Annotated in this window: 20 protein-coding genes; 1 reads left to right on the plus strand and 19 read right to left on the minus strand. The window is 42.9% G+C overall.

Going from position 1 to position 25,434, the window contains the following annotated elements:
- Nucleotides 1–5: 5 nt before the first annotated feature.
- From ACSFC1_RS08660 to ACSFC1_RS08730, 15 genes are all read right to left on the minus strand, one after another.
- Complete coding sequence (locus ACSFC1_RS08660) at nucleotides 6–338, minus strand: Asp23/Gls24 family envelope stress response protein (RefSeq protein ID WP_435565702.1); 333 nt, start codon at nucleotides 336–338, stop codon at nucleotides 6–8.
- A complete protein-coding gene (gene dxs / locus ACSFC1_RS08665) occupies nucleotides 332–2,194 on the minus strand; it encodes a 1-deoxy-D-xylulose-5-phosphate synthase (protein ID WP_435566021.1) in 1,863 nt (620 codons plus the stop codon). The genes ACSFC1_RS08660 and dxs overlap by 7 nt, the downstream gene beginning before the upstream one ends.
- Nucleotides 2,184–2,396 (minus strand): exodeoxyribonuclease VII small subunit, encoded by a 213-nt coding sequence (xseB, locus tag ACSFC1_RS08670; protein WP_435565703.1) that lies wholly within the window; start codon nucleotides 2,394–2,396, stop codon nucleotides 2,184–2,186. Before xseB ends, dxs begins: the two co-directional genes overlap by 11 nt.
- Nucleotides 2,365–3,561, minus strand: a complete 1,197-nt coding sequence (gene xseA / locus ACSFC1_RS08675; protein WP_435565704.1) for an exodeoxyribonuclease VII large subunit — start codon at nucleotides 3,559–3,561, stop codon at nucleotides 2,365–2,367. Before xseA ends, xseB begins: the two co-directional genes overlap by 32 nt.
- Nucleotides 3,536–5,059, minus strand: coding sequence for a MutS-related protein (locus ACSFC1_RS08680; protein WP_435565705.1), 1,524 nt, complete (start codon nucleotides 5,057–5,059; stop codon nucleotides 3,536–3,538). Before ACSFC1_RS08680 ends, xseA begins: the two co-directional genes overlap by 26 nt.
- 71 nt (nucleotides 5,060–5,130) lie before the next feature.
- Nucleotides 5,131–7,179, minus strand: coding sequence for a sodium-translocating pyrophosphatase (locus ACSFC1_RS08685; protein WP_435565706.1), 2,049 nt, complete (start codon nucleotides 7,177–7,179; stop codon nucleotides 5,131–5,133).
- 24 nt (nucleotides 7,180–7,203) lie between these two features.
- On the minus strand, nucleotides 7,204–8,508 hold the full coding sequence (locus tag ACSFC1_RS08690) for a nucleotide sugar dehydrogenase (protein ID WP_435565707.1): 1,305 nt from the start codon (nucleotides 8,506–8,508) through the stop codon (nucleotides 7,204–7,206).
- On the minus strand, nucleotides 8,502–9,656 hold the full coding sequence (locus ACSFC1_RS08695; protein ID WP_435565708.1) for a DegT/DnrJ/EryC1/StrS family aminotransferase: 1,155 nt from the start codon (nucleotides 9,654–9,656) through the stop codon (nucleotides 8,502–8,504). The genes ACSFC1_RS08690 and ACSFC1_RS08695 overlap by 7 nt, the downstream gene beginning before the upstream one ends.
- 4 nt (nucleotides 9,657–9,660) lie before the next feature.
- Nucleotides 9,661–10,302, minus strand: a complete 642-nt coding sequence (locus ACSFC1_RS08700) for a winged helix-turn-helix transcriptional regulator (RefSeq protein ID WP_435565709.1) — start codon at nucleotides 10,300–10,302, stop codon at nucleotides 9,661–9,663.
- A 64-nt stretch (nucleotides 10,303–10,366) separates the two neighbouring features.
- A complete protein-coding gene (locus ACSFC1_RS08705; protein ID WP_435565710.1) occupies nucleotides 10,367–11,590 on the minus strand; it encodes an SLC13 family permease in 1,224 nt (407 codons plus the stop codon).
- Between the two features lie 93 nt (nucleotides 11,591–11,683).
- Complete coding sequence (locus ACSFC1_RS08710) at nucleotides 11,684–12,643, minus strand: DUF1175 domain-containing protein (RefSeq protein ID WP_435565711.1); 960 nt, start codon at nucleotides 12,641–12,643, stop codon at nucleotides 11,684–11,686.
- On the minus strand, nucleotides 12,573–13,019 hold the full coding sequence (locus ACSFC1_RS08715) for a hypothetical protein (RefSeq protein ID WP_435565712.1): 447 nt from the start codon (nucleotides 13,017–13,019) through the stop codon (nucleotides 12,573–12,575). The genes ACSFC1_RS08710 and ACSFC1_RS08715 overlap by 71 nt, the downstream gene beginning before the upstream one ends.
- A 4-nt stretch (nucleotides 13,020–13,023) precedes the next feature.
- The gene (locus ACSFC1_RS08720) at nucleotides 13,024–17,688 is read right to left on the minus strand and encodes an MG2 domain-containing protein (RefSeq protein WP_435565713.1); all 4,665 of its coding nucleotides are present in this window, start codon (nucleotides 17,686–17,688) and stop codon (nucleotides 13,024–13,026) included.
- 3 nt (nucleotides 17,689–17,691) lie between these two features.
- A complete protein-coding gene (locus ACSFC1_RS08725) occupies nucleotides 17,692–18,687 on the minus strand; it encodes a protein-L-isoaspartate O-methyltransferase (protein WP_435565714.1) in 996 nt (331 codons plus the stop codon).
- 312 nt (nucleotides 18,688–18,999) lie between these two features.
- On the minus strand, nucleotides 19,000–19,959 hold the full coding sequence (locus ACSFC1_RS08730) for a potassium channel beta subunit family protein (protein WP_435565715.1): 960 nt from the start codon (nucleotides 19,957–19,959) through the stop codon (nucleotides 19,000–19,002).
- 120 nt (nucleotides 19,960–20,079) lie between these two features.
- On the opposite strand from ACSFC1_RS08730, the gene ACSFC1_RS08735 reads away from it, so the two are divergent.
- The gene (locus ACSFC1_RS08735) at nucleotides 20,080–20,631 is read left to right on the plus strand and encodes a DUF6115 domain-containing protein (protein ID WP_435565716.1); all 552 of its coding nucleotides are present in this window, start codon (nucleotides 20,080–20,082) and stop codon (nucleotides 20,629–20,631) included.
- Here ACSFC1_RS08735 and ACSFC1_RS08740 read toward each other — a convergent pair.
- From ACSFC1_RS08740 to tsaE, 4 genes are all read right to left on the minus strand, one after another.
- A complete protein-coding gene (locus tag ACSFC1_RS08740; protein WP_435565717.1) occupies nucleotides 20,606–21,847 on the minus strand; it encodes an HD-GYP domain-containing protein in 1,242 nt (413 codons plus the stop codon). The genes ACSFC1_RS08735 and ACSFC1_RS08740 overlap by 26 nt on opposite strands.
- A gap of 221 nt (nucleotides 21,848–22,068) precedes the next feature.
- A complete protein-coding gene (gene yihA / locus ACSFC1_RS08745) occupies nucleotides 22,069–22,641 on the minus strand; it encodes a ribosome biogenesis GTP-binding protein YihA/YsxC (protein WP_435565718.1) in 573 nt (190 codons plus the stop codon).
- The gene (gene lon / locus ACSFC1_RS08750; RefSeq protein WP_435565719.1) at nucleotides 22,632–24,977 is read right to left on the minus strand and encodes an endopeptidase La; all 2,346 of its coding nucleotides are present in this window, start codon (nucleotides 24,975–24,977) and stop codon (nucleotides 22,632–22,634) included. The genes yihA and lon overlap by 10 nt, the downstream gene beginning before the upstream one ends.
- A complete protein-coding gene (gene tsaE / locus ACSFC1_RS08755) occupies nucleotides 24,952–25,434 on the minus strand; it encodes a tRNA (adenosine(37)-N6)-threonylcarbamoyltransferase complex ATPase subunit type 1 TsaE (RefSeq protein WP_435565720.1) in 483 nt (160 codons plus the stop codon). The genes lon and tsaE overlap by 26 nt, the downstream gene beginning before the upstream one ends.

The raw sequence follows: 25,434 nt of genomic DNA on the forward strand, positions 1-25,434 counted from the left end.
CCTCCTCAGCGGATCCCCGTGACATGCACATTGACTTCTACGTCTTCACAGTTACCTATATTCTTCAGTACGTGCACGACATTCTCTATTATGTTTTTCGCAACCTCGGTTACTTTTACACCATACTCAACTTCTATGTACAGATCGACAACTACTTTCCCAGTGTCAAGTTCCTCAACTTTGATTCTTTCTTCTTCTTTTTCTCCGAAAAGCTTGCCAAAAAAGCTGTCAGAGGATATGTTAACAGGTCCATAACTCTGGGAAGTTGCTATGTAGGCTAGCTTCTTCAGCGCCTTCAAGCTAACTTGTACTTCACCATAGTCCAATTTGACTACCATGCATAAACCTCCCTTTCTAAAAATGACGCCACTCTCCTGAAGATAGACTCTGAATCAAGTCCACAGTATCTCAACAACTCTTCTCTTGAGCCATGTGGCACGAATTGTTCTGAAATACCCAGTGTCAATACAAATCTCTTCCGATCGCACCGGCTGATAAAACTCGTTACGCTTTCTCCAAATCCACCATTTACGAAACCTTCCTCGATTGTGACAAAGATTTCATGTTCATCTGCAAGATCCTTTAGAGTCTTTTCATCCAAGGGTTTGACACATCTGACATAAACAATTGTGGGATCAAGCGAGACCACCTTTTCTAATCTCTTTACCATATCTCCAACAGCCAAAACGGCAATCCTGCTTTTTCCTTTCCTTACGATCTCCCAGTGAAAAGGATCAATCACCTTCGATCTTTCCCAAAGCTCATCGAAAGAACTCGCCTTTTCAATGTCCTTTGGATAGCGAATAGCAATTACTCCTTTTATTATACCATCCTCAAAAATAGTCTTGAGTAACGATATCAGCTCAAGGGCATTTGAGGGTGTAAAGATTTTCGAATTGGGTATCGTTCTGAACAATGCAATGTCTGCAAGTCCATGATGAGTTGGTCCATCTTCTCCAACGAGCCCCGCCCTATCTATGGCAAAGACAACATTGAGATCTTGTAAAGCCACATCGTGAAATATCTGGTCATATGCCCTCTGTAAAAATGTTGAATAGATCGCTACAACAGGTATCAATCCAGCAGTTGAAAGACCTGCCGCAAAGGTAACACATGATTGTTCTGTGATACCAAGATCGGCAAAACGTTCTGGGAACAACTGTGAAAATCTCTTCAGTCCAGTTCCATCTGGCATGGCTGCGGTTATCGCAAAGACACTGAGATTCTTCTGAGCAATTCTCACAAGCGCTTCACCGAAGATTTCACTGTAAGACATCTGCCCTTCCTTTTTCAGTGGTTCTCCGGAATCTGGATCAAACTTCGGGGCACTGTGGAATGTGATAGAATCATTCTCTGCTGGTTCATATCCCTTGCCCTTTTTTGTGATGACATGGACGACTACGGGATAATCGTAGTTTTTCAATCTCTTGAAAAGGCTCGTCATCATTTCCAAATCGTGTCCATCTACAGGTCCTATGTGTTTCAAGCCGAGTGACTCAAAGAAATCAGAACCCGCAATGAAATACTTCATGCTCTCACGAATTCTTTTCAATTCTTCCTCGACATTCTTTCCAAACTCTGAGCCCTCAAGTATCTTCTTGATGATCTGTTTCAGCTTGACGTAAGCTGGAGTGGTTCTAATCTTTGTAAAAGCTTCTGAAAGCGCGCCAACATTCGGTGCGATTGACATCCCGTTATCGTTTAGTATTATCTTGATCTTCGAATTCTGTGTTTTGATTTGATTCAAACTCTCAAGAGACTCGCCGTTTGTGAGGGCTCCATCTCCGATGACAACTATGACATTTTTCTTTTGGTTCTTCAGTTTCAACGCCCTCTCAATCCCGAGAGCAGCGGCTATCGATGTTCCGGCATGACCTGCACCAAATCTGTCAAGCTCAGATTCTCTGAGCGATGTATACCCGCTTATACCTCCAAACTTCCTCAGGGTCGAAAACTCACCCCATCTGCCAGTCAGCAGCTTGTGAGTGTAGCACTGGTGTGAGGTATCCCATATTATTATGTCTTCTCTGGGATCGAAGACGCTGTAGAGTGCTAATGTGAGCTCAACCACACCAAGATTTGATGCCAGATGACCGCCTTGTGCTGAGACGACCCGTATGATACGTTCTCTAATGATACTTGACATTTCTTTAAGTTTTTCAACATCAGCACCAACTACATCGTCAAGATTCAATTTCACTCTCTCCATTAAGCGATTGAATCTTCGCGTACACATCCTGAACTTGGATCTTCGCTTCTTTCAATGCAAAGATCAGTTCTTTGTAGATTTCTACACCTTTGTTGTAAAGATCCACTGACTCATCAAAAGAGAGATCTTCACGTTCGAGTCTCTCGACGATTGTCTCAAGTTCTTTTATCATCTGATCGATCTTCACGGACTATCACCTTCACAGTTCCGTCTGAGAATCGGACGGTCAATTCATCGTTCTTGTTCAACTTCCATGCCCTCTTGACCCACAGGGTGTCTTTTTCGATTATTGCATAACCCCTTTCAAGTATACCTTCTGGGTTCAAAGAACTCAGTTTTGCCTGCAAAAGTTCCACTCTTTTCTCACAAAGTAGTAGATGTTTTTGCATCGACTGTGTGAGTTTTTCAGCTTTCTCAAAGGTGAGATGTACTCTGTTCAATATCTTATCATTCATAGATTTAAGCAATTCCTTTCCAAGATTTTGAATATGAATCTGGCTATCTTTTACCTTCTGTCCAAGGTACAGGTAAGCCTTCTGCAGCAAACCCGTTGCATAATCGATGATTTGTGATCTATCTGGTACGGCTGCTTGAGCTGCTGCTGTTGGTGTGTGAGCGGCATAATCAGCTACAAGGTCGATGAAAACCGTATCTATTTGATGACCAACACCTGAGATGACGGGATGTCTCAAGTTGTAGACGGCTTTCACGATCTGTTCATCGTTGAACACCCAAAGATCGTCTGCAGAACCGCCACCTCTTGTTATTATCACCACATCGAGATCTTCACGATTTGCGTCACTCAGAGCTTTGATAAGTGTATCTCTTGCTTCTTCTCCTTGTACACCAGTGTGGTAAAGAAAGATCTCAACGACTGGGTATCTTTCTTCAATTGTTCTAAGAACATCCTGATAGGCTGCGGAATTCCTTGAAGTTATGACACCTATTCTTTTCGGGAACTTCGGTAATGGGCGCTTGGGTTTTTCAAAAATCCCTTCTTTCGAGAGTCTGTTGTAGATTTCTCTCATCTTCAAGTAAAGCAAGCCACGTTGAGGTAGTATCTTTAAGTTCTTGCAGTGAAATCTGTATACACCCCTTGGAGGATACACCTTCACATCTCCATAAGCTTGAACTGTCTGACCATCTGTCAAATTGAGTCCCCTTGAAGCTGCTCCAAAAAACACACATCCTATTGAGGTGAACTCGTCCTTTAGAGTGAAAAAGAGATGACCATTCCGTTCTTTGGAATCTGTAACTTCACCGACGATTTGTATGTCAGTCAGGTATGGATCATCGTTTATGAGGCTTTCTATGTAATAGGTGACCTCACTGACCGTGTAAACTTTCTCCAAAGAGATCATCCTTTTTTACAAGTTTCTGGGCAAGTTCTACAACTTGTTTCGGCAACCCAAATCTCTCTGCAAGCAGGATTGCAATAGTTTGATTCAAATTCTTTCCTTTTTCCAAAGAGTAGTCTATCATCTTGCGGGGATCTTGAGCTGCCAAATCTTTTAACTTCCCACACATGTAAGCTTTTGTCGCTTTCTTGACAACTGCAGGATAATGAGTGGTGAAAAAGACAAAGTCATCCGAAGAATTCAGGTAATTAATAACTGCCAAGGCAAGTGATTCACCCTCAACTGGATTGGTGGTCGAACCAAATTCGTCAATCAGAATCAATTTTCTCTCATCGAGTTTCATGATTTCAACAAGAGATGAGATTTCTTTGGCAAAGGAACTCAAGCCAAGTTCATCACCTTTGGACAGGGCTCTGACATGAACGAAAAGTGGCGATGAGAAAAACTCACACGGCACAGGGAATCCAAGATGCATGAGAACCACAAAACTTCCTATCGTTCTCAGCAGAGTTGTCTTGCCACCCATGTTCGGTCCATACAGAACGGTCACACCTTTGTTCGTTTCAAGAGTTACTGGATAGTATTCATAACCATTTCTGTTGCAATATTCAACAACTGGTGGAAATCTACCGTTTTTGATTTCAAATCTTTCAGAGATCTCTGGTATGGAACAACTCATTTGGAAGAAAAAATCATACCTGCAAAGATCGAGATCGACTTCTTCGACAACTTTCTCACAAGATCTGAGCAGTTCCGAATTCTCTGCTGCGATTCGCGCTATTTTTTCTAAGATTACCTCTTCTTCATCTCGCATCTGTTCTTCTACTTTCTCAAGTTCCTTATTCAATCTTTCAACGTCCTCAGTTTGCCTTATTCGAAGATGATATCTTTCATCAGACTTTCTCACAACCTCAACCAAGTTTCTCTCTAAAAGTCTTTCAGCTACTTTGCTTTCACACGTGAACTCTTCACCACGCAGATTGGTAGAAAGCTCTTCTTCAACTGTCCTTTTCAGCATCTTCATTCTATCCTCTATTGACTTTGAAAGAGACAAATACGTCTTTCGAAAGGCTAAAAGTTTTTCAGATTGAAGATGAAAGTTCGGTGAGTCAGAGGTCAATTCGACGAGAGTCTTCCAAAGACCAGTCATGTTCGGAAAATCCCAGATATCGCTTGTCACACATGATAATTTAATGACGTAGTAGACAAATCTCTTGAGTTTGGCTAAATCACTTATGCTCTTGAAACCACACTGAGTCTGTTCTCTGATATTACCCAAGAGCTTGAGTTGGTCTTTCAAGATTCTAACCGTTGATCTGTCAAGTGCTAAAACCTTCTTCATACGATCCCAATGCTCACAAAAACCCTTTTCATCAACTATGATGGGATTGAGCTCTTTGAAAAACCTTCTGCCGTATTCTGTCCGCGGCTGAAAAGCTGATAGTATTTCATCGATCATTGTAAACTGGCAGGTTGATTGATCGAGAAACAAACCCAGTTCCTCCCAGACGATTATACTCTACTAACAATGAAGGGTGAGAAAGGGCGAGTAGAACTCGCCCTTCAAGCGATGATTAAGAGTATCAGCGGGGCAAAAACTTCGGCTACAAGAGACATCACAGTTATCATAGTGTTCAAGGAAGGACCAGCGGTATCTTTGAACGGATCTCCAACTGTATCACCAACAACAGCAGCTTTGTGTGCTTCAGAACCTTTACCTCCGTGGTGTCCTTCTTCGATAAACTTCTTCGCGTTGTCCCAAGCACCACCTGCATTTGCCATGAACAGCGCAAAGATAATACCTGTGACTATGCTACCTGCAAGAAAACCAGCCAAGGCTTCTTTGCCAAGCACAATCAGTGTAAGCGCAGGAGCCACTATGGACAAAACACCCGGAAGAATCAACTCTTTCAGTGCTCCTGCTGTTGCTATATCAACACATCTTGCATAGTCAGGTTTGGCTTTGCCTTCGATCAGTCCTTTGATTTCCCTGAATTGCCTTCTTATTTCATCTACCATTCTCTGTGAATTTCTTCCCACAGCTAAGATCAACAGGGCGGAGAGAAACGGTGGCATCATCGCACCAATGAATATTCCGGCTATGACACGAGGAGAGATCAACTCCAATGAAGGTATGTCCACAAGATGAGTGTAAGCTGCAAACAAAGCCAAGACAGTCAGAGCAGCTGAACCAATTGCAAAGCCTTTGGTTATAGCCTTTGAAGTGTTTCCCGCAGCATCGAGCATATCTGTTACCTCTATCACATCGTCACCAAGTCCAGACTGCTCGGCAACGCCTTTCGCATTGTCAGAGATTGGACCATAAGCATCGGCAGAGATGATCATGCCCACTATTGAAAGCATTCCAAGGGCAGCGCTCGCTATCCCATAGAAAGGATCGATCCCAAATGCCTTTGCAAGGTACCAAGCGGCAACCGTTGCTGCAGAGATACACAAAACTGGTGGAACAACGCTCACAAGACCGTATGAAAATCCAGTCAGAATGTTAATGGCTGTTCCAGTAACAGAAGCCTCGGCAACTAGTTTGGTGGGTTTTTTCTCGATCGATGTGTAGTAATCAGATGTCAGACCTATCGCCACACCGGCACCAAGACCCGCTATCGTCGGAAGAAATATGCCAAGCCATTTCGAACCTTCAAGTCCCGAGAACTTCGTTACGAGAAAGAGCAAGAAAACGAAGATAAAACAAGTTGAGAAAGTTCCCATATTCAGAGCCCTGCCCGGGCTTCTCTTGATACTCCTTGTCACGAAGACAAGACCGAGCATAGAGGCAAAAAGTCCCATCGCGGCTATCAGCAACGGCATCGTAGTCAAAACTCCTCCACCTATCTCAGAACCAATGACCATAGCCGCTATTACACTCGCAATATAGGAGTCTGTGAGGTCTGCTCCCATTCCTGCTACATCACCTACGTTGTCACCCACATTGTCAGCGATCACCGCCGGGTTTCTCGGATCGTCCTCTGGTATTCCGAGCTCAACCTTACCAACCAAATCGGCACTGATGTCGGCAGTTTTCGTGTATATACCCCCACCCGCCTTTGCAAACAGAGCGAGTGCGCTTGCACCGAAGCTGAAGCCCAACACGATGTTCGATGCGTCTGAATCACTCCAGCCAAATACGATTTTGAAAAGGAAGAAAAGCACTACTACACCGACAAGGGAAATACCTACCACAAACATCCCCATCACAGCTCCGCCATAGAATGCAACTGGAAAGGCAGATTTCAAACCACTACGCGCTGCCGCTGCCACTCTGACATTTGTTTCTACAGCCGCCCTCATACCAAGATAGGCAGCTAAGGTCGTAAAGACCGATCCAAGCACATAAGCAAATGCCATACTCAGACCAATCAAAGGACCCTTTATGAACCCACTCACCAACCCAATCACAACAGCCATGATTGCCACAAAAATCGCCAATGTTTTGTTCTGTCTTCTCAGATAGGCGAGTGCACCTTCTCTGATCGCCGAAGCTATCTCTTTCATCTTCTCAGTGCCCGGATCCTTTCTCAGAACATAAGCGTACAATCCAAGAGCGAGCAAGATGGAACCGATTCCCGAACTCAATCCCAACACAAACCAACTCACAAGACCACCCCCATCTCAAATATATCAAAGTACGACTATATTCTCTCCAAAAAAGCCAAAGGTTTTCAAAATGTTCTTTGTATCGAAGATCAGTTGACTGTTTTCAACAACCATTTTGTAATCTATTCTCTTCTTGTGTGCAGTTGTTATTATCACTATGTCTGCATCTTTACAGAGTTCTTGAGTCAATTTCTCAGTCTTTCTCTCTTCTCCCATAAAAGTGAATTTTTCAACATAGGGATCAACCACCAAGACATTGGCTTTGTTCTTTTCAAGATGTTCCAGCACCTTTAGTGCGGGTGACTCTCTCACGTCATCTATATCACCTTTGTAAGCTATACCCATCATGAGTACCTTTGCACCGTTCAAACATTTTTTCCTTTCGTTGAGTAGTTGCATAGCCCTTTGGACAACATACTGCGGCATGTAATCGTTTATCTCCCCAGCAAGTTCTATGAGTCTTGTGTGGTAGTCATATTCACGCGCTTTGTAAGTCAAGTAGAAAGGATCAATGGGTATACAGTGACCTCCAACTCCTGGTCCTGGGTAAAACGGCATGAATCCAAAAGGTTTAGTCGAAGCGGCTTCGATGACCTCCCATATTTTTATACCCATCTTTTCTGCAACAATTGCCATCTCGTTTATCAAAGCTATGTTGACTATCCTAAAGGTATTCTCCAAGATCTTGGACATCTCAGCCTCCTTCGGCGAGGAGACTACAAAGACTGGCGCCTCGAGTACACTTTCGTACAGCATTCTTGCCACCTCTGTTGATTTCTTACCAACACCACCGACTACCTTCGGCGTGTTTTTCGTTTTGTAGACGAGATTGCCTGGATCTACTCTTTCTGGACTGAAAGCCAGGTAAAAATCTTCTTCGCACTTCAAACCTGTTGATTCGAGTATGGGTAAGACAACCTCTTCGGTCGTACCTGGGTAAGTGGTCGATTCGAGTACAACCAACATTTCTCTGTGCAACCTTTTTGCTATATCTTTTGCGGTATTGACAACGTATGTCAGATCTGGCTGCTTGAATTTGTCAAGTGGTGTGGGCACACATATCGTGGCAACATCACAGTCTTTCAATTTATCAAAGTCGTTAGTCGCGAAAATTTTTCCCTTTTTGAGCAAATCCTGAAGATCCTCTGTGACAACGTCTCCAATATAGTTTTCTCCTTTGTTGACCATATCAACCCTCTTTTTTTGAATGTCAAAACCAATAACTGTGAACCCTGCCTTTGCCTTTTCAACTGCAAGCGGTAGACCAACATATCCCAAACCTATCACACCAACAACTGCGGTCTTGTTGAGTATCTTTTCTTTCAGCATTCTATCGCCTCCTTGAAATATTTTTTGATACTTTCGGCTACGTAAGCCACCTCTTGATTGCTTATTTCAGGAAATATTGGTAATGCAAGAACTTCCTCAGATAGAGACTCAGTGTTTTTAAGACTTTGAACACCAAAGCGTGAGAAACACTTTTGCTTGTGTAACCCGAGTGGATAGTAAATCGCCGTTTCAATACCTTTTTCTTTCAAGAAATCCTTCAAAGAATCTCTTTGCCCATTTTTCACTCTTATGACGTACTGATGAAAGATGCACCGGAAATCATCGTGGACCGTTGGAATATCTATAAAACGAGGACTGAGCGGACCAAGAAGCTCGTTGTAAGTCTTTGCCACATCAATTCTCTTTCTGTGATAATCATCAAGATACTTCAATTTAACCCTTAAAATGGCAGCTTGAAGTTCATCGAGTCTGCTGTTCACACCCTCGATCTCATGGAAATATTTCTTTCGAGCCCCATGCACTCTGAAGATTCTGCAGAAATCTGCTATTGAATCACTGTTTGTGAGTATCATTCCGCCATCACCATAAGCACCAAGGTTCTTCGTTGGAAAGAATGAAAGTATCGAAACATCGCCTATTGAACCGCTTTTCTTGATAACTCCGTCCGAGAAATACCAGATGGAACCTATCGATTGAGCGCAGTCTTCGATCAATTTCACACCAAAATCTCTTCTGATCCTTTCGAGTCTTTCCAGATCAACGGTTCTACCAAAGAGATGAACCGGTATTAATGCTTTAACTTTGTCTCTCTGTGGATGAGTTCTCAGCAACTGCTCAACTTGATCAAGATCGATGTTGAAGCTCACTGGGTCAACATCTACAAAGATGGGTGTGGCACCGTTGCGAGTTATGCAGCTCGCCGTTGCAAAAAAACTGAAACCAGTCGTAATGACAAAGTCATTTTCTTTTATGCCAACTGCCTTTGCCGCTATATAAAGTGCATCAGATCCATTTGCAACAGCTATGGCGTGTTTCACTCCTAAGTAGGAGGCAACTTCCCTTTCAAAAGCCTCTACATTTGGACCCATGATCAACCTGCCAGACTGCAAGACTTCATCCACGATCCGCAGTATCTCTTGCTTCAATTGTTCGTACTGCCTCGTCATGTCAAAGAGCGGTACTTTCATATTCTCACTCCCTTCGCTGGAGAAAGACCTTGCCATCCGTTTGAATCATCAAGATGAAGATGTTTTTCATACCCAATGACTTTGCCCTCTGTGCTATCTTCTCTGCGTGCCTGAACGAAGCAATCAAAGTGGTGTCGTAATCAAGAAGCTTTACCTTATCAGAAGATAAAACAACAACACCGTTCACACTCTTGTTGTGTTTCGAAGGATCATCATCGACGAAGCATAGTACATCTATGCCTTCAGTTCTCAACACATCTAAGAGTGTTTGACCAACTATGCCTGCACCGTAGAGAACAATCTTTCTGAATCTCTCTTTAGACAATTGCTCGAGAACTTCAACAAAGACAAGCCTGGAAGTTGAGTAAAGCCTCGCTGTTTCACGCAGATAGGAAACCGACAAATACTGGAGTCTGTAGATTCCATCCTGAGTCAATCTGTATTCCATCTTTCTTCTGTTGGGACCAATTTTTTCAATCAGTCCTTTTTGCTCAAAAAGCGCAAGATATCTGTTGACCATCGATGGTGCAATCTTTGCCAATTTAGAGAGTTTTTGCTGAGAAAGAGAGCCATTAGAAAAGATAGCTTTCAAAAGTGTGTATTCTCTCAAAAGAACAGACGGCTCAAAGAAAACCAAATCTTCCATATCGATCACTCACCGAGTGAATTATACAACATGATTGGTGAAATTCCTAAGAAGTGAGGTGAAATCAAAAAACTATCAGATAGAGCCAGTAAACAAGCACATTCACAATTGTTACTACAGAACCAACCTTGAAAAACTCAACAAAGGTTAAATGAACGTTCTCTTTCTCGGCGTTTTGGAGGATTATTACATTGCTTGCAGCACCAAGAATGGTGAGATTTCCCGCTATAGTACTACCAGCGGCGAGTGCGCAGAGAAGCAAGTTGTTAGCATCTTTAAAAAACGTGAGAAACAGAGCGACAAATGGAACATTTGATATGAATTGACTCACACCAACACTGACGAGCAATACCTGCGGAATACTTGAGAAATTCATAAAGGAAACATATCGCTGGAAAAATCCACAATTCCAGACAGCTTGCATTGTGATAAACATCGATATAAAGAAGACTATCGTCGCCCAGTCAATTGATTTCAGCAGTTTGAATCTTTTCTTGCTCAGCACAACAACTGGCAGCGCTGCTATGGTTGAAATGTAGCTCAGTTCTAAAGACTCACGACCAAGGAGGGCACTAAAGATCCTTATACCTATCAATGCCAAGAGCAAGATCAGCGAGAGCTTTGAAATCCCAGACAGCTTGAGATCGGTCAAATCTACCGGCGAGTGCTCGATTCTTTCATCGTTGAAAGAACTCTTGTAGAAGATCTTGATAACAAAGTAAGTCAAGATCATGTTCAGAACTGTTGGAATGAAGAGATACTTGGCGAAGACCACAAAAGGGTTCTTCATTTGGCTACCAAGCGCAATGAGAAGATTTTGAGGATTACCAATCGGGCTTGTAACACTACCAATTGTGACACCAAAAGCCAAGGCAAGCAATAAAGCTTTTGGATTTATCTTGTGTTTTGATGCAAGATAGATCATCAGAGGTGTTCCAACGACTGCTACGGTGTCGTTCATCAACAGCGCCGAGAAAAAGCCACTCACAATTATTACGAGCAAAAGCAAGCTGGACGAATTCTTTGTTCTTCTGAAGACCAAGTATGAGAGATAATAAAGATACCCGCTTTCTCTCATCGCTTCCCCAATGATGAACATACCTATGAGAAAGAGTATCACATCGAAATTTATCGACAACAAAGCATCCTTCAAGGTTATCTGCCTTGTCAAAATCAAGAACAAGGCAGCGGCTGTCATTACCTGCCAGATCTTGAAGGTTACCTTCCCAATTCTTCTGATCGCAATAAGTGTAAAGACTGCTATGAGCACCATCAGAGGTATACTCACAAAAGACACCCATAAGATTCTATGTTTTGCAAATATCTTTTGAGTTAAAAACAATCATGCGATGATTAACTTCCAATGAACTTTCGAAAATCCTCAGGGCAGGAATTTGAATCTGTAGAACCCTAAGAAATATTTGTTTTGTACACTTGGCATCCAAGATGGATCAAAGTTCATCAACTCACTGAATCTTACAAATCTCAACTCGCCAGAACCTTCGCCAATGGGTCCTGTGTGGTAGAAGACCCAGCTTTCATTATCGCTCTTGCCCAGATCACCCAGATAAACCATCAAATGGTATGGATACTCAAAGTCCTCGGGGTGAAAAAACACCATTATGTCTGCAGGTTTTGCAACCTTCACATCCTTAGCCACAAACCTCATTGAGTTCTCGTACAAGATCCTGGCTGTGGCAAAGGTACTGAACTCAGAGATATCTGTGAAAGGACCTCTCTTCACCCTGAAGATCTTCTTTCCCAATACTGGCACGTTTGGATAATTGTACCTCTGCACGTCTTCAAAGATGGGACCAATATATCCTGTTTGCATTAGCCAAGCACTGTCATGCTTTCTCAAAGCCTCTCGTGCACAGTAACGAACAAAACCTGAACAATCTCTCTCTTCTTCATTCCAGAGCAACGAGTCGTTCTTGAAAGCACTCATGCCAATCCAGATAAACCAATTTCTGAATCTTGCCGCATCTTCTTCATCGAGCACTAAGAGATCTGGGTAACCATCTTGATCAAAATCTGAAAGATCTGCTTTGACTACAAACCTAATCGATTTTGTCTTCTTCAAAAACCCTTTGCTCTCAAAGTACAGTTCTATCCTTTCTGCAGGTTTCACACGTGGTAGATACAAGCCTTCCTCAGTTATCTGATAGCTCCTGTTTGAATAGACACGTGCTGCGGCTATCTTTCCTTTGAGAAACAGGTTCTGCGTGCTCCTGATGGGCTCGAGACTCAACTCAAGATCCACTCGAAAACTAAGGTCCAAGATCAGCATTAATGAAATTACCGTTGCGATAGCAAGACACAAGATTGGGAATATCTTCATAACTGACCTCCCGCATGAACCTTTCCAAATAATCTCTGTGTTCTCCTTTCAACTCCTCTACTCTTGTGCCCGTCAGATATAGAATGAGCCCTTCTTCAAACCATCTTGGCATAGTAAAACTCTTCTGAATAAGGTAATGAAGCATCTCGTGTACAATTGTCTGCTCAAGTACACCCTTTTTCTCAAGTACGTCAAAAGGCTGAGTCATGATCACACCATCGACATAGATCCCACCAACGTGGTATGGTTTCCCAGTCAGGGTATGAAATTCATATATAGACTCTGTCTCAACCAAAAGCACATCAAAATCCACTTGAATCTGCAGCAGATCAGCTATCCTGTACAACTGATTGAGAGAAAGATCATAAACCTTCAAAACCTCACTTAGACTTCTCAACCTCAAACCATACGCCGATGTCAAGCACGTCAACAGCTGAATGAGCATAAAGACCTTTGTGATACATCGAGTAAGCCCTCGCTGGGAGAAGCTGATATCTTCCATTCAGAGTAGCCCTCCACACGTAACTCAAAGTATTCGAAGAATAATCAAGCACAAAAAACGCTATTCTATCTTCGTGCACCTCAGTTGCTGTGAACCATCGACCCCATGTTCTGTACCACATGTAATCGAACTTCGAATAGCTCTGTAACCCTTTTTCTCTGTATCTGTCCAAAATCTGTGCGCACGAAGGAAAGTAATCTTCCGCAACAAGATAGCCACCTGTTCCAGATTCGAAATCTATCTTGGTCTTTATTATGTCTCCAGCACTAATCGAAATAGGCCACGTTTCCTCTCTAAAGATCACCTCGCACGGCAAGTTTGTAGTCCATGAGTCATTGCCAGAGAAATAGAAGCCTTTGTCTGCCACTAATCTGCTACCATCCCATTCAAGGACACGAACCGCAACAAACGGAAGCTCGACAAAGCCGCCTTTTGTGTACCAGTAAGTTCTATCCTCCGTTCTGAGGAGTATTTCAAAACGACTGCAAGACAGTCCAGTAACGCCATGTGGAATCTCGGCTGCAGGGGTTTCATTCATCCATAACTTTCCATCTTTCAGATAGACGATACCTTTGTCAGTCAGAGATGCGTCGAGTACTTCAAAGTAGCTCTTTGCCGTCTTTGTAACAGTGTCATACACCATGGCACCGCCACCGCGCAAGATGATCAGTATCAACCCGTTGAGGGTTTCAAGACGCTCAAAGTCGTAAGCAACATTACTAATGATTAATTTTGTATCTTCTATCCGCATCTTGGTGTCTTTGTATGTGTAATCACCGTTTTCGTACTTTCTCAGATAAAGTTCTTTTGATTCAAGTTCGTTCAGAGTTCTCATCGAAACTGGAAGATAGTGTTGAGAGATCGGTACAAAGGCATCAACAACGGTTTTTTGGTCAATCACAGGTATCTCGAATCTTTTGTAGAAACTTCTTCTGATCTTTAGTCCTTCGCTGACCTCCGCAGTGGGTCTTTCGTAATAGATTACGTGAACTTCTACAAGCCCACTTCCATCCAGAGTAAGGTTAGCTCTATCGATCTCGATCTGACCTTCTCCGACCAGTTGAACTGTTCTACCGTTGTTACTAACCAAAACTTTGGGTTCATCGATCTTTGGCAGAACCTCAAGCAGAGCTAAGACCGCAAAAGCTGTGTCCTTCGTCGAGTACCACATGTGACCATCTTTCTTGCTCATCAAATAGTTGATCAATTTTGATTGAAGCTCTTTGTAAGTTCCCCATTTTGCGAGCGATCTTAATAATACAGAACTCAGCTGTACATCGGTGACCAAGTAGTCATCTTGAACATCTATGAAAGCAAGGTTTCCAGTTTGCTTAACCAAAGCCACTGCGTTCTCCAAGGCTTCTCTTGATGAAAGTGATAGATACACCCAATCTGTGTTCTTCTGTACATCGTATTCTTTGTGCTCTACACCATAAAGATCCAAGATGTATGAACCGTGAGCAGAAAGATTTGTCTTCAAATACTCGAGCCCAGATTCTATAACAGATTCAGCGACATCAAACCCAGCCTTCTTAGCATAATATAAACCTTCCATAACATAACAAGTCATGAAATCGCTGCTTTGATCGGTCTGCCACCAACCCCAACCTCCGTCGTAGTGTTGGTATTTGTAAAGCCTCATCAAGCCTTTACGAACTATATCATCGAGATCTTCTATTTTCAGACCCATTTGAGTTGCAACGATCGCTGGGAAGAAACTGCTCATCGTCTGTTCTGTGCAACCATACGGGTATGCTATCAACTTTCTTATAGATTTTTCAACCAGCGGTACTATACTTGAATAGACGGTGACCTTCGCCTCTTTGTACTGACCTTCCGGCAGATTTAACGTCTTTCGACCGTTTAAGAACTCAAGTGCATAAAATTCCCTTTCGAATGCGAACGGTCTTACAGGCACATTCAATGCCACCGCGTCTGACAAGCCCGTGTTCGTTGTTGCAAAGATCGTTATGGTAGCCGGATCAGACTCATTTTTCGCATGAACCAACCACCGAGATGAAGCGAAATCTTTTGGCTGAATGACAAATTCACCTTCAACTTGATCTTCCAAAGGCAGTCCGCTGAAAGTATCGAGTGGTGGCAAACCAGTTGGAATGAGCTCAATTGAATTTGGCAGTTCTATCCAAAGTTTTGTTTCTAAGGCTTCTGAGCTTTGGTTGAAAACCATTGAGCCTATTTGAATGATATCTCCTTCTCTGAAGAAGGAAGGCAGTATCGGTCTTACATAAAAATCTCGTGTGACAACAAATTTCCCATCTGCCTGAGCAATCTGCCTCTTTGAGAACCCATAACCGGTCGCAATAAAGGTCGTTATGCTGTCAGGTACCTTGAATCTGATCGTCGCTGTACCGTTTTCTACTCTCAAATTCGGCACCCAAAGAGCTGTGTCTGGGAAGTATTCTCTGACGTTTATCCGTGCTTGTACAGCCGCTGCTTTGTAATTCTCAAAGGTTTTTACCTCAGGCATAGTCGCATACAATACATTCTTTTCGCTTAGATAAAACCACGAATGTGCAAACTCCCAAGAGACTTCAGGGTATTCATTTTCTGGATATATCTCTTCCTCGACAGAAATCGGCTTTCTACCCAGCATCGAGTAAATCGCTTCATCTACGATTGCCAGAGAGAAAGAGAAGTCTTCATCTGCTTTGATCACCACTCTTGCATCTTCTCCTGGTTCATAGGTCTCTTTATCAAAATGAATTTGAAGCTTCCGTACATTCAACTCTCGTTCTATCTTGAATTTCTTTGAGTCTGATAGTTTCTTTCCATTTGAATAACCAGCAAAGATGATGAAGAGATTTCTCTCCACTGCGTCAGATGGTACAGTTATGCTGACAGTATCATGCCCCTGAACTACAACAACCTTTACCGCATAGATTCGATCACCAACCAACGCAACTACACCAACGGTCTTCTGTGGAGTGAATATCTCTACAGAGATCTGCTCGTTGACTCTGTAACTCTGCTTATCGGTGAGCAGTGCAAACTCGGAAACGGTGTACCCATGCACCCAAGAATATGAATGAATGTAAATGCTTTTCTTTGCTTTTCTGAAACTCAGTTCAGTTCTGTAACTACCAATCAATCTCGGTGTGAGTTCTATCAGACCATGACCGTCGATGATTTCTACCGTCTTGACTTCTTCGCCAAACTTGACTTTCATTTCCCCGCTCAGTGGTTGGTCAGTAAGATCTGTTACCTTCACTTTTATCGCAAGTCTTTCGCCTGGTTTTGTGAAGATATAATCGTTGTCCACAGTTATTTTCACGTTGTCTGCATGAATGTAGACCATCTTTTCTTGCTCGATCTGCCTTTGACTTTCGTCGGTGACGATCGCTTGAATCGAATACCGTCCTTGGAAGCCTTCCTCAACCTTCACAGATACGGTGACCTCACCATCTTCATTGGCTATCTCGTATCCCCGAAAGACAAGAAAACTCTCTCGACCATCTTCAGGATATGCATGAACATAAAAAGCAACGCTGGCGGCAGCCACCGGCTGTTCGTTGAAATACTTCACCCTCACAGTTGCCTGTAGATTCTCGCCTGCGATGTATTCCTCTTTCTGAGTTTCAATCTCAACTTTATACTCAGGCTTTCTGTACTCCTCTACAAGGAAACTGTCGTAAAAGTAATTGCCTTCGTGAAATACCTTTATACGGTAGACTCCAACTGCGGCTGTCTCCGCAAGCTTGAGAGAGTCCCAAAAGCCACCGAGCTCGTCTGTGTTGAGTGTCTTTTCATATATCTGGTTATCTTTTGGATCTGATACAACCACCTCTACCTTAGATGTACCGAGTGCTGTGTAAAGATCCTTATCCCTTTTAAGAAGTTGTCCCTTGAAGTTCACAGTATCCTTTGGTTTATAAATTGGTCTGTCAGTTACCAAGAACAACTTTCTATCGGAACTTTCGGTGTAGTAAGGTCTGTGCAGCTCACTCACTGTGTAAGAATTTTCCTTCTTTACTATTACACTGTCGAAGTCTTCTTCGACCTCCAGTAATCCTTGATCATCGGTTTCTGCTTTTAAGAAAACTTCCCCATCTCTTATCAAAAAAACTTCAGCCCGTGGAAGGATTTCGGAGGTTGTTTTCATTGTGCACAAAACTGTCTTTCCTGCATCTGCGAAGAAGACCAGTCCTATGTCTGTCACCAGAAAAACTGTTGAATCAAAAACTTGCGTCTGATCTCTGCTTGTTAGTACTGCATAATAAAAGCCCACTTTGTTGAAGTTTGTCGAAAATCTTTGCCACTTACCAGTTACCTCATAAATTCTGTAAAAGACTCTTCTACCGATCTTTCCCCTCAACTCTTTGTAAGAATAGCTTCTATTTGAGAGAACCACTACCGGATCTTCCTTCAATTCGTAGATACTCAGAACTACTCTGTCCACATCACCGACCGAGAAGGAAATATAACTTTCTGGTATTTCGAGCACAGCGTTGTTCATGAAGTATGCATAGCCAGCAAAAGATGTGACTCCAAAGAGTGTGAGCACAAGACCTATCTTCTTGATCATAGCCTATCTCCCCCTTCTTATTGAATTCATCTGCAGAAAGTTCATTGATTCATCGTAAGTGATCTGAAGATTCCTAAGGTCAGCAAACCCAAGCTCTTTCCATCTTTCCAAGACTTTTGGCAATTTCTCAACGGCTCCGAACAGTTCCCACTCACCATTGTAAACAGCATATCCGTTTTCTTCGACGTGATAGATCTTTTGTTCTTTCTTACAAAGCGACCAACATGTCAGATGCAGTATCCTGAAGATCTCTGCTTCAAAGAAATCACGCACCCGAACAGATCCAGAAAAACCTTTTGGATACAAAGCTGACAATCTTTCAAGATTCTTCTGATTCAATTGTCCAAGTAAACCCTTCGCTTTTAAGAAGCGGGTCTCAATAACTTCGCTTGCATGGACAAACCCCGAAGATCTCTCAAAAAGAATAGCTGGTTGAGAATTAACACAAGCTATATCTATGGGTGCTATTATTCTACCACCGTCTTTGAGCTGCCTTAACCACGTAAGTGGGATGACGTCTACAGCAACGGTTACAACTATCGCATCGTAAGGTGAAAACTCTTCACATCCAACTGCACCATCTTCATTGAGAAAGACCACATTCTTCACACCGAGCTTATGAACGGCTAACATTGCAGCTTCAGAGAACTTCTTGTTGTACTCTAAGCCGACTATCAACCCATTCTCACCAACGACTTGAGCCATGACACACGCGTTGTACCCCGTGCCCGAGCCAATCTCTAAGACCTTCATATCTTTCCGAAGATCGACAACTTTCATAAAGAGCGCCATCAAAGATGGTTGACTGGATGTGCTCTGATCTTCTTTATCCTTTGAAGTCACGACAACGTCGTCTGAGTAGAGTACCTCGGGTGGGTAATCGTATTCACAGAAGATCTCTCGCGGAACTTTTTCAAAGGCTTCGAGGATATCTTTGTCATACTGACCTGTCAGAAGTATCTGCCTTACCAACTCGCTTCTCCATGAATTCGCAAACATCTCTACGCCTTCTGTTTTATTATAACACTTTGACTCTCTGTGTTGGATCGATCTTTCTTGGGGTTTCACTGAAGAAAGAGTATCACAATACCAACCCCCCGCCCATAGGAAATTTCAGATTTTGAAGGGTGTATGATCTGACGTAATAACAGCCTCGTCTTTATCTTTGTGCGGTCAAATCAAGCTGTACAAAGGCTGCACCAAAGATTGGTGCTCAGCCTTTTTTATTTTTCTCATCTGCACAGATTTAGAGAGTTGCCCAGCTTTCTAACCTTTGATACTGCCTCTAACGTGTTTGGTAAACAAGACAGATCAGCTGATGAGAATATTCTCAATCTCACCCATAATCTCGTCTGAAAGCTTCTGCTTCACTTCAACGGCTTTGACATTCTCCTCGAACTGTTCTATCTTCGACACGCCCAGTATCACACTCGATACATGTGGATTTTTCAATATCCACGCTATTGCAAGTTGCGACAGAGTGCATTCGAGTCTGTCTGCTATCTTTTTGAGATTCAACAGTTTTGTAAAGGTTTTCTCGCTCAGCAATCCTGTCTCTTCAAATCTCTTTTTCAACCATTCATACTTTGCCAATCTTGAACCTTCGGGTATTCCTTGCAGATACTTTCCACTGAGAAGTCCTGAGGCAAGCGGGCTGAAGGTCGTCAGACCCATTCCGTATTTTTCATAAATTGGCACATATTCTTTTTCAACTCTTTCTCTCACCAACATGTTGTACTGTGGTTGTTCAACAACAGGAGGTATGCAACCCAATTCTTTTGCTGTTTTGTGAGCATTCTCGAGTTCTTCGGCACTCCACTCAGACGTGCCCCAGTAAAGCGCTAACCCGCTTCTGACGATCTGATCCATCGTCCAAACAACTTCTTCCATAGGTACCTCAGGATCGGGTCTGTGACAATACAGAAGATCAACATAATCAAGCTGAAGTCTTTTCAGCGATGCCCATGTGCCTTCAAGCAAATGTTTTCTTGACAGACCTTTATCGTTCGGACCGTTTCCACCCCAAAAGATCTTCGTAGAAATCACCAAATCAGATCTTCTGTAAGCTTTAATGATCTCGCCAAGCATCGACTCTGCCATTCCATTTGCATAAACCTCCGCGGTGTCGATAAAGTTAATCCCACTTTGCACAGCCCTTTTCACCAAGTTCTTTGCAGCTTCAAAATCAAGCTGAGTACCAAAGGTTATCCACGAACCCAAAGACAGCTCACTGATTCTCAAACCCCATTTGCCAACTTTTCTGTACTCCATAGCAACACCTCCTATGTTCGTTTTCCTAATTATACCAAATTAGTCTGAATTTGAATCTCTTCTTTCCAGTCTTCACCACTCAGAAAATTGATATACAATAAACTGAGACTGGAGGTGTTCGTGCTGTCAGATTTTTTCTCTTGGGTAGTCTTTCTTAGTAGCCTCGGCACAGTGGCTTTCGCGTGGGGACTTTTCCTCTCAAAGATGGGACGCACGTCTCCCAAAGATGAGGAGTATGAGAACTTTGAAGAAAGGATCGTCGAGTTGATGGGACAGTTCAGACAGATCTCATCTGTCAGGTTGCAGATGCTCGACAAAAAAATAGAAGAACTGAGAAAATTGATCAAGGAGGCTAACAATCTCTACGCTTCGCTTTGTATTCAAGAAACAAAGATTGCGGAAAAGATAGCATCTTCAGATGAGCCTCAATCAGTCGTGGTTGATGCAGAAGAATACCAAGAGCCCGCAAAAATGAAAAAAGAAGCTGTGATTGACAAAGAAGAAGTCGTGATCAATTCGGCAGAGAGTTCAAGTTCATCGGTCGAAAGGAAGATATTGTTGATGTACCAAGAAGGGAAAACCGAGCAAGAGATTGCAAGGGCTTTGGGAATAGGAGTGGGAGAAGTGATGCTAATCCTCTCGCTTTTTAGACACCGAACTGACCATTTGTGACTATTTGAATGAGTATCTGCGCGATCTGTGGATCCAAAACAGTACCAGCCATCTCATTTATTATCTCTATTGCCTGCGCCTTTCCAAATGCCTCTCGGTAAGGTCTTGCACTCGTGAGAGCCTCGTATATATCTGCCGCAGCTATTATTCTCGATGGCAGTGGAATTTCCTCGCCTTTTAAACCGTCTGGATACCCCAAGCCATCCCACCGCTCGTGATGATGCCTGACCCACTTTGCCTCTTTACTCTTGAAGATACTGACTGTCTTCAGCAGCTCCTCAGATTTAGTAGAATGACTTTTTATGAACTCAAACTCTGCGTTAGAAAGTTTCTCTGGTTTGTTGAGGATGTAATCTGGAACACCAATCTTACCGACATCGTGTAGCAAACAAGCTGTTTTGATTCTGCTGCACATCTTTTCAGGCAACCCGAGTCTTTTCGCTATCATGTAAGACAACTGAGCAGCTCTTTCACTGTGACCGCTTGTGTAGGAATCTTTTAATTCGAGGCTTTTGACGAGCAATTTCAAATTCTCAAGTTTTGATTGTTGGTACTCGCTTCTGTACAGGTTGCCAAGTTGAATGGCAAGAAAGGCGCCGAAAATGACTGGTATAACGACCAGTCCAACATAGACATACAGTACGTAACCAAGGACGACTATCGGCAACGTGAGAAAGGCTCCAATGAATGGTACTCTCACCGTCATCAAGAAAGTCTTTCCAAAGGATTGAGGTACCGACAGGGATAAGACCACAGTGAAAAAGAAGGAATTCAAAAACATATACAGTAGAGCAACCAGAAGTACAACCCACATGTCCCGTGCTGCAGAGTTGGTCGACAGGATTTTGAATGTCTCAGACACAATGCCAGTTGACAGACCAATCTGAGAGATATTGAACAGATACTTGTAAGGATCTTTGTTTCTAACGAACAGAAGACCAGAGGTGATGACAGTTAATGATGAAATCAAGATGGCTTGACCGGTCGGTATTAAAGTTGCAGCGAGGATGTTCGCTACAAGTCCTCCCGTGAGCCTAATGACTCCGTTACTCAGCCTCGATATGGTAAAACCTACTAACTCGAATGCAAAACCTAAAAGCAAGAAAACCAAAAACAAAGAACCAATTTGTCCAAACCCTTTCAGTGCAAAACCAAGAAAGCCTAAGTAAAAGCCAAAAAGAATGCAAATATACAACTTCACAGGTTTTGACATCATCTCTTTTCACTCCGCTCTGGAGCCGGGGTGACAACCAGGTCCTATCACCACCACTCTATATTTCCAACTGCAGAAACCAACAGTGCGAGGAAGCTTCCGGTGAGAATCAATATTTTCCACAGCTTTTTCACGACAATCCCCCCTATGTCTCAGAGTTGTACTCCGCTCTTCGGTACTCTTCGCTCCCCCGCTTCGCTCTTTGAGATTGCACCCCGGCTAATTCAGCTAAGTGCCCGCTCTATCTTCTGTACTATTTTATCTACTCCAAGTTTGGTGATGGCTGAATAACCAATCGCTTCTACTCCCAAATGTTCGCCAACCACCTCTATTCTCTTTGCGAACTCAGATTTTTTTATTTTGTCCACCTTACTCAGAACAACAACAATTGGCGTTCCAAAGTATCGACTCCACTCAACGAACATTGTATCACTTTCTTGTGGAGAAAGTCTACTATCAATCAAGAGTACACAGAGCTTAATTTGTGTTTTTCTGTATTTAAAATATCTTTCAATCAGATCTCTCCATTGATCTATCTCATGCTTCGATCGTTTAGCATATCCATAACCTGGCAGATCTACAAAATAGAACCTTTTGTTCACCAGATAAAAATTGATCGACTTTGTCTTGCCTGGTGTTTTGCTCACTCTTGCAATTCTTCTGCCAAATAATACGTTTAGCAGGGTTGATTTTCCTACGTTGGATCTGCCAACAAAACAGACTTCACCATCCAGTGGTTTTGGAAAGTGCTTTTCATCATAAGCACTTACGACGAATTCAACGTCCTTCACAAACATGCCTGCTCCACTGCCTGATCTATCGTTTCTATGAAGATGAATTGAATCTTTTCTTTGACTTGAGGTGGTAACTTTGAGAGATCTCGTTCATTAGATTTTGGAAGCAGAACTTTGTTTATCCCGTATCTGTGAGCTGCAAGCACTTTTTCTTTTATACCTCCAACGGCGAGAACTTTGCCTCTCAAGGTTATCTCGCCGGTCATTGCGACGTCATTTCTCACCTTTCTTTTGAGTGCCGAGGAAATCATCGCAACGGTCATCGTTACACCAGCAGAAGGTCCATCCTTTGGAACGGCGCCTTCCGGAAGATTGATGTGTATATCGCTCTGCTGAAAGATATCCTTGCACTTTTCACCACAGTAAGATCTCGCAACACTCAGTGCGATCCTCGCAGATTCTTTCATGATCTCTCCAAGTCTTCCAGTCAGAATCAATTCGCCTTTGCCCGGCATCATGAGTGTTTCGACGATCATAACAGTTCCGCCGTACTCTGTCCAGGCAAGTCCATGTGCTGCACCAACCTCGTTTCTTGAGAGTATGACATCGTTTTGAACTGTTTCTGGTCCAAGATAGTCTTCAATCTCTTTAACTCCTACCCTTACGGAATCTGCACCCTCTTCCAGCTTGAGGACAACCTTTCTCATCAATCTCTGAAGAGATCTTGTTAATTGTCTTACTCCTGCTTCTCTTGTGTAAGACTGAATTATCTTTCGAATCGCACCTTCTGATATTTTGAACTGACCATGATCAAGTGCGAATTCCGACATAAGTTTGGGAATAACATAGTACTTCGCTATGGCGAGTTTCTCATGCTCTGTGTATCCTTCGAGCCATATGATCTCCATTCTATCGAGCAACGCCGGTGGTATGGTGTGTGTGACATTTGCAGTAGTTATGAACAAGACATTTGACAGATCAAAAGGTACTTCAACATAATGATCAACAAATTCTTTGTTTTGTTCTGGATCGAGCACCTCAAGGAGAGCTGCGGCTGGATCTCCCTGAAAACTCACTGCCAGTTTATCGATCTCATCTAACAAGAGCACGGGATTTTTACTCTGAACATTCCTCATCAACTGAAGAACTCTTCCTGGCATCGCTCCAACATAGGTCCTTCTGTGACCCTTGATCTCTGCCTCATCCCTCAAGCCTCCAAGTGACATGTGAGCGAATTTCCTATCGAGTGCTTGTGCGACAGCCTTTGCGAGAGATGTCTTCCCCACACCGGGTGGACCAACCAAACAGAGTATGGGAGCTCTCACAGATTTGCTTCGCTTTCTTACTGCAAGAAACTCGAGAATTCTTTCCTTTGCTTCTTCAAGCCCATAATGACTTGCCTCTAAGATCTTCTTGGCTTGCATCATATCTTCTCTGTCTTGCGTCGAGTTATTCCACGGCAGTCCGACCAACCAATCCAAGTAAGTTCTCACAACAGTAGCTTCTGCAGAGTATGGCGACATCTTTTCAAATCTTTCAATCTCGGTGATGGCCTTTCTTTTCACATAATCTGGTAACTGCAAATTTTCAACTGTTGCACGAATTTGAGCTGTCTCAGAGTTTTTCTCTCCAAGTTCTTCACTGATTGCTTTTAATTTCTCTCTGAGGAAAAACTCTTTTTGGCTTTCCTCGATTCTTTTTTTGACCTTTGTATCGAGCTGTCTTTCTATCTCGAGAATTTCATTTTCGTGTGTGAGAATCTCAAGTAACATTTCAAGCCTCCTGCTTGGGTGTAATTCCTCGAGCAGAGCTTGACGCTGTTGAAAGGAGATAGGTAGCAGTGATGCGATGAAATCTGCAAGTCTGCTTGGTTCAGCAGCTTCAGAAAGAGCAGTTAAAGTCTCCTGCGGATATCTCTGAGTGTACAAGGCATACTTGGTGAAATTCTCAGTAACAGTTCGCATGAGTGCTTCCATCTTTTTAGTTCTCTTGTAACTACTTCTGAGAACTTCCACTCTTGCAATGAACGGTTCTTCTTTGATTATCTCGTATGCCCTCGCTCGTTCTATGCCTTCGAGCAAGACTCTGAAAGTGCCATCGGGAAGTTGTGCAACTTGAAGAACTCTTGAAATTGTGCCAATCTGATAGAGTTCTTCAAAAGATGGCTCTTCAACAGAAGGGTCCTTTTGGCTCGTGACGAAGATCAATTGGCTGTACGAATCTATCGATTGTTCGAGAGCCATTAAAGTCTTTTCTCGCGCGACATGAACCGGTACCACAGTCTGCGGAAAGACGATCATTCCGTTCCGCAGATGTATTAAAGGAAGTTCTCTGGGTAACTCAGGACTTTGAAAGGTTTCCTTTGCAAGTTTCTCAAGCTTTTCGAATTTCTTTTTCATTCGACCACCTCGTGATGATCTTTTCGATCAAGTCGTCTTGAGATTCCATTTGAACTATTCTTCCATTCTTGCAGAATTCAAAGAGGATCTTCAAACAACCTTTTGGCCAAAAACCTTCGAATCTGTCTGCCCATTCTACCACTAATATCCCATCTCTTCTTTCGACGATCTCTTCAAGGTCCATTGAAAATTCCTCTTCCACTTTATCCAACCGATACAGATCCACGTGATAAACAGTCGTTGTTCCTTTATAGATGTTGATCAACGAAAAAGTTGGACTGGTAACTTGTGATTCATCTATTCCAAATTCTCGAGCCATCGCACGCACGAAGAAAGTTTTACCCGATCCGAGTTGTCCATAAAGAAGGAGGATCTGCGGTGGTTTCAACTCCTTTGCCACTACAAGAGCGAGTCTCTTCGTCTCATATCTGCTCAGACATCCGAAATCGTATTTCAT

The organism is Pseudothermotoga sp. U03pept, assembly GCF_051235805.1.
Lineage (GTDB): Bacteria > Thermotogota > Thermotogae > Thermotogales > DSM-5069 > Pseudothermotoga_B.

Excerpts from the sequence above, each read along its gene's own strand:
- ACSFC1_RS08660 (WP_435565702.1), bottom strand. The coding sequence starts at position 338 with ATGGTAGTCAAATTGGACTATGGTGAAGTACAAGTTAGCTTGAAGGCG.
- ACSFC1_RS08690 (WP_435565707.1), bottom strand. The coding sequence starts at position 8,508 with ATGCTGAAAGAAAAGATACTCAACAAGACCGCAGTTGTTGGTGTGATA.
- ACSFC1_RS08695 (WP_435565708.1), bottom strand. The coding sequence starts at position 9,656 with ATGAAAGTACCGCTCTTTGACATGACGAGGCAGTACGAACAATTGAAG.
- ACSFC1_RS08700 (WP_435565709.1), bottom strand. The coding sequence starts at position 10,302 with ATGGAAGATTTGGTTTTCTTTGAGCCGTCTGTTCTTTTGAGAGAATAC.
- ACSFC1_RS08710 (WP_435565711.1), bottom strand. The coding sequence starts at position 12,643 with ATGAAGATATTCCCAATCTTGTGTCTTGCTATCGCAACGGTAATTTCA.
- ACSFC1_RS08720 (WP_435565713.1), bottom strand. The coding sequence starts at position 17,688 with ATGATCAAGAAGATAGGTCTTGTGCTCACACTCTTTGGAGTCACATCT.
- ACSFC1_RS08725 (WP_435565714.1), bottom strand. The coding sequence starts at position 18,687 with ATGTTTGCGAATTCATGGAGAAGCGAGTTGGTAAGGCAGATACTTCTG.
- ACSFC1_RS08730 (WP_435565715.1), bottom strand. The coding sequence starts at position 19,959 with ATGGAGTACAGAAAAGTTGGCAAATGGGGTTTGAGAATCAGTGAGCTG.
- ACSFC1_RS08740 (WP_435565717.1), bottom strand. The coding sequence starts at position 21,847 with ATGATGTCAAAACCTGTGAAGTTGTATATTTGCATTCTTTTTGGCTTT.
- yihA (WP_435565718.1), bottom strand. The coding sequence starts at position 22,641 with ATGTTTGTGAAGGACGTTGAATTCGTCGTAAGTGCTTATGATGAAAAG.
- lon (WP_435565719.1), bottom strand. The coding sequence starts at position 24,977 with ATGAAAAAGAAATTCGAAAAGCTTGAGAAACTTGCAAAGGAAACCTTT.
- tsaE (WP_435565720.1), bottom strand. The coding sequence starts at position 25,434 with ATGAAATACGATTTCGGATGTCTGAGCAGATATGAGACGAAGAGACTC.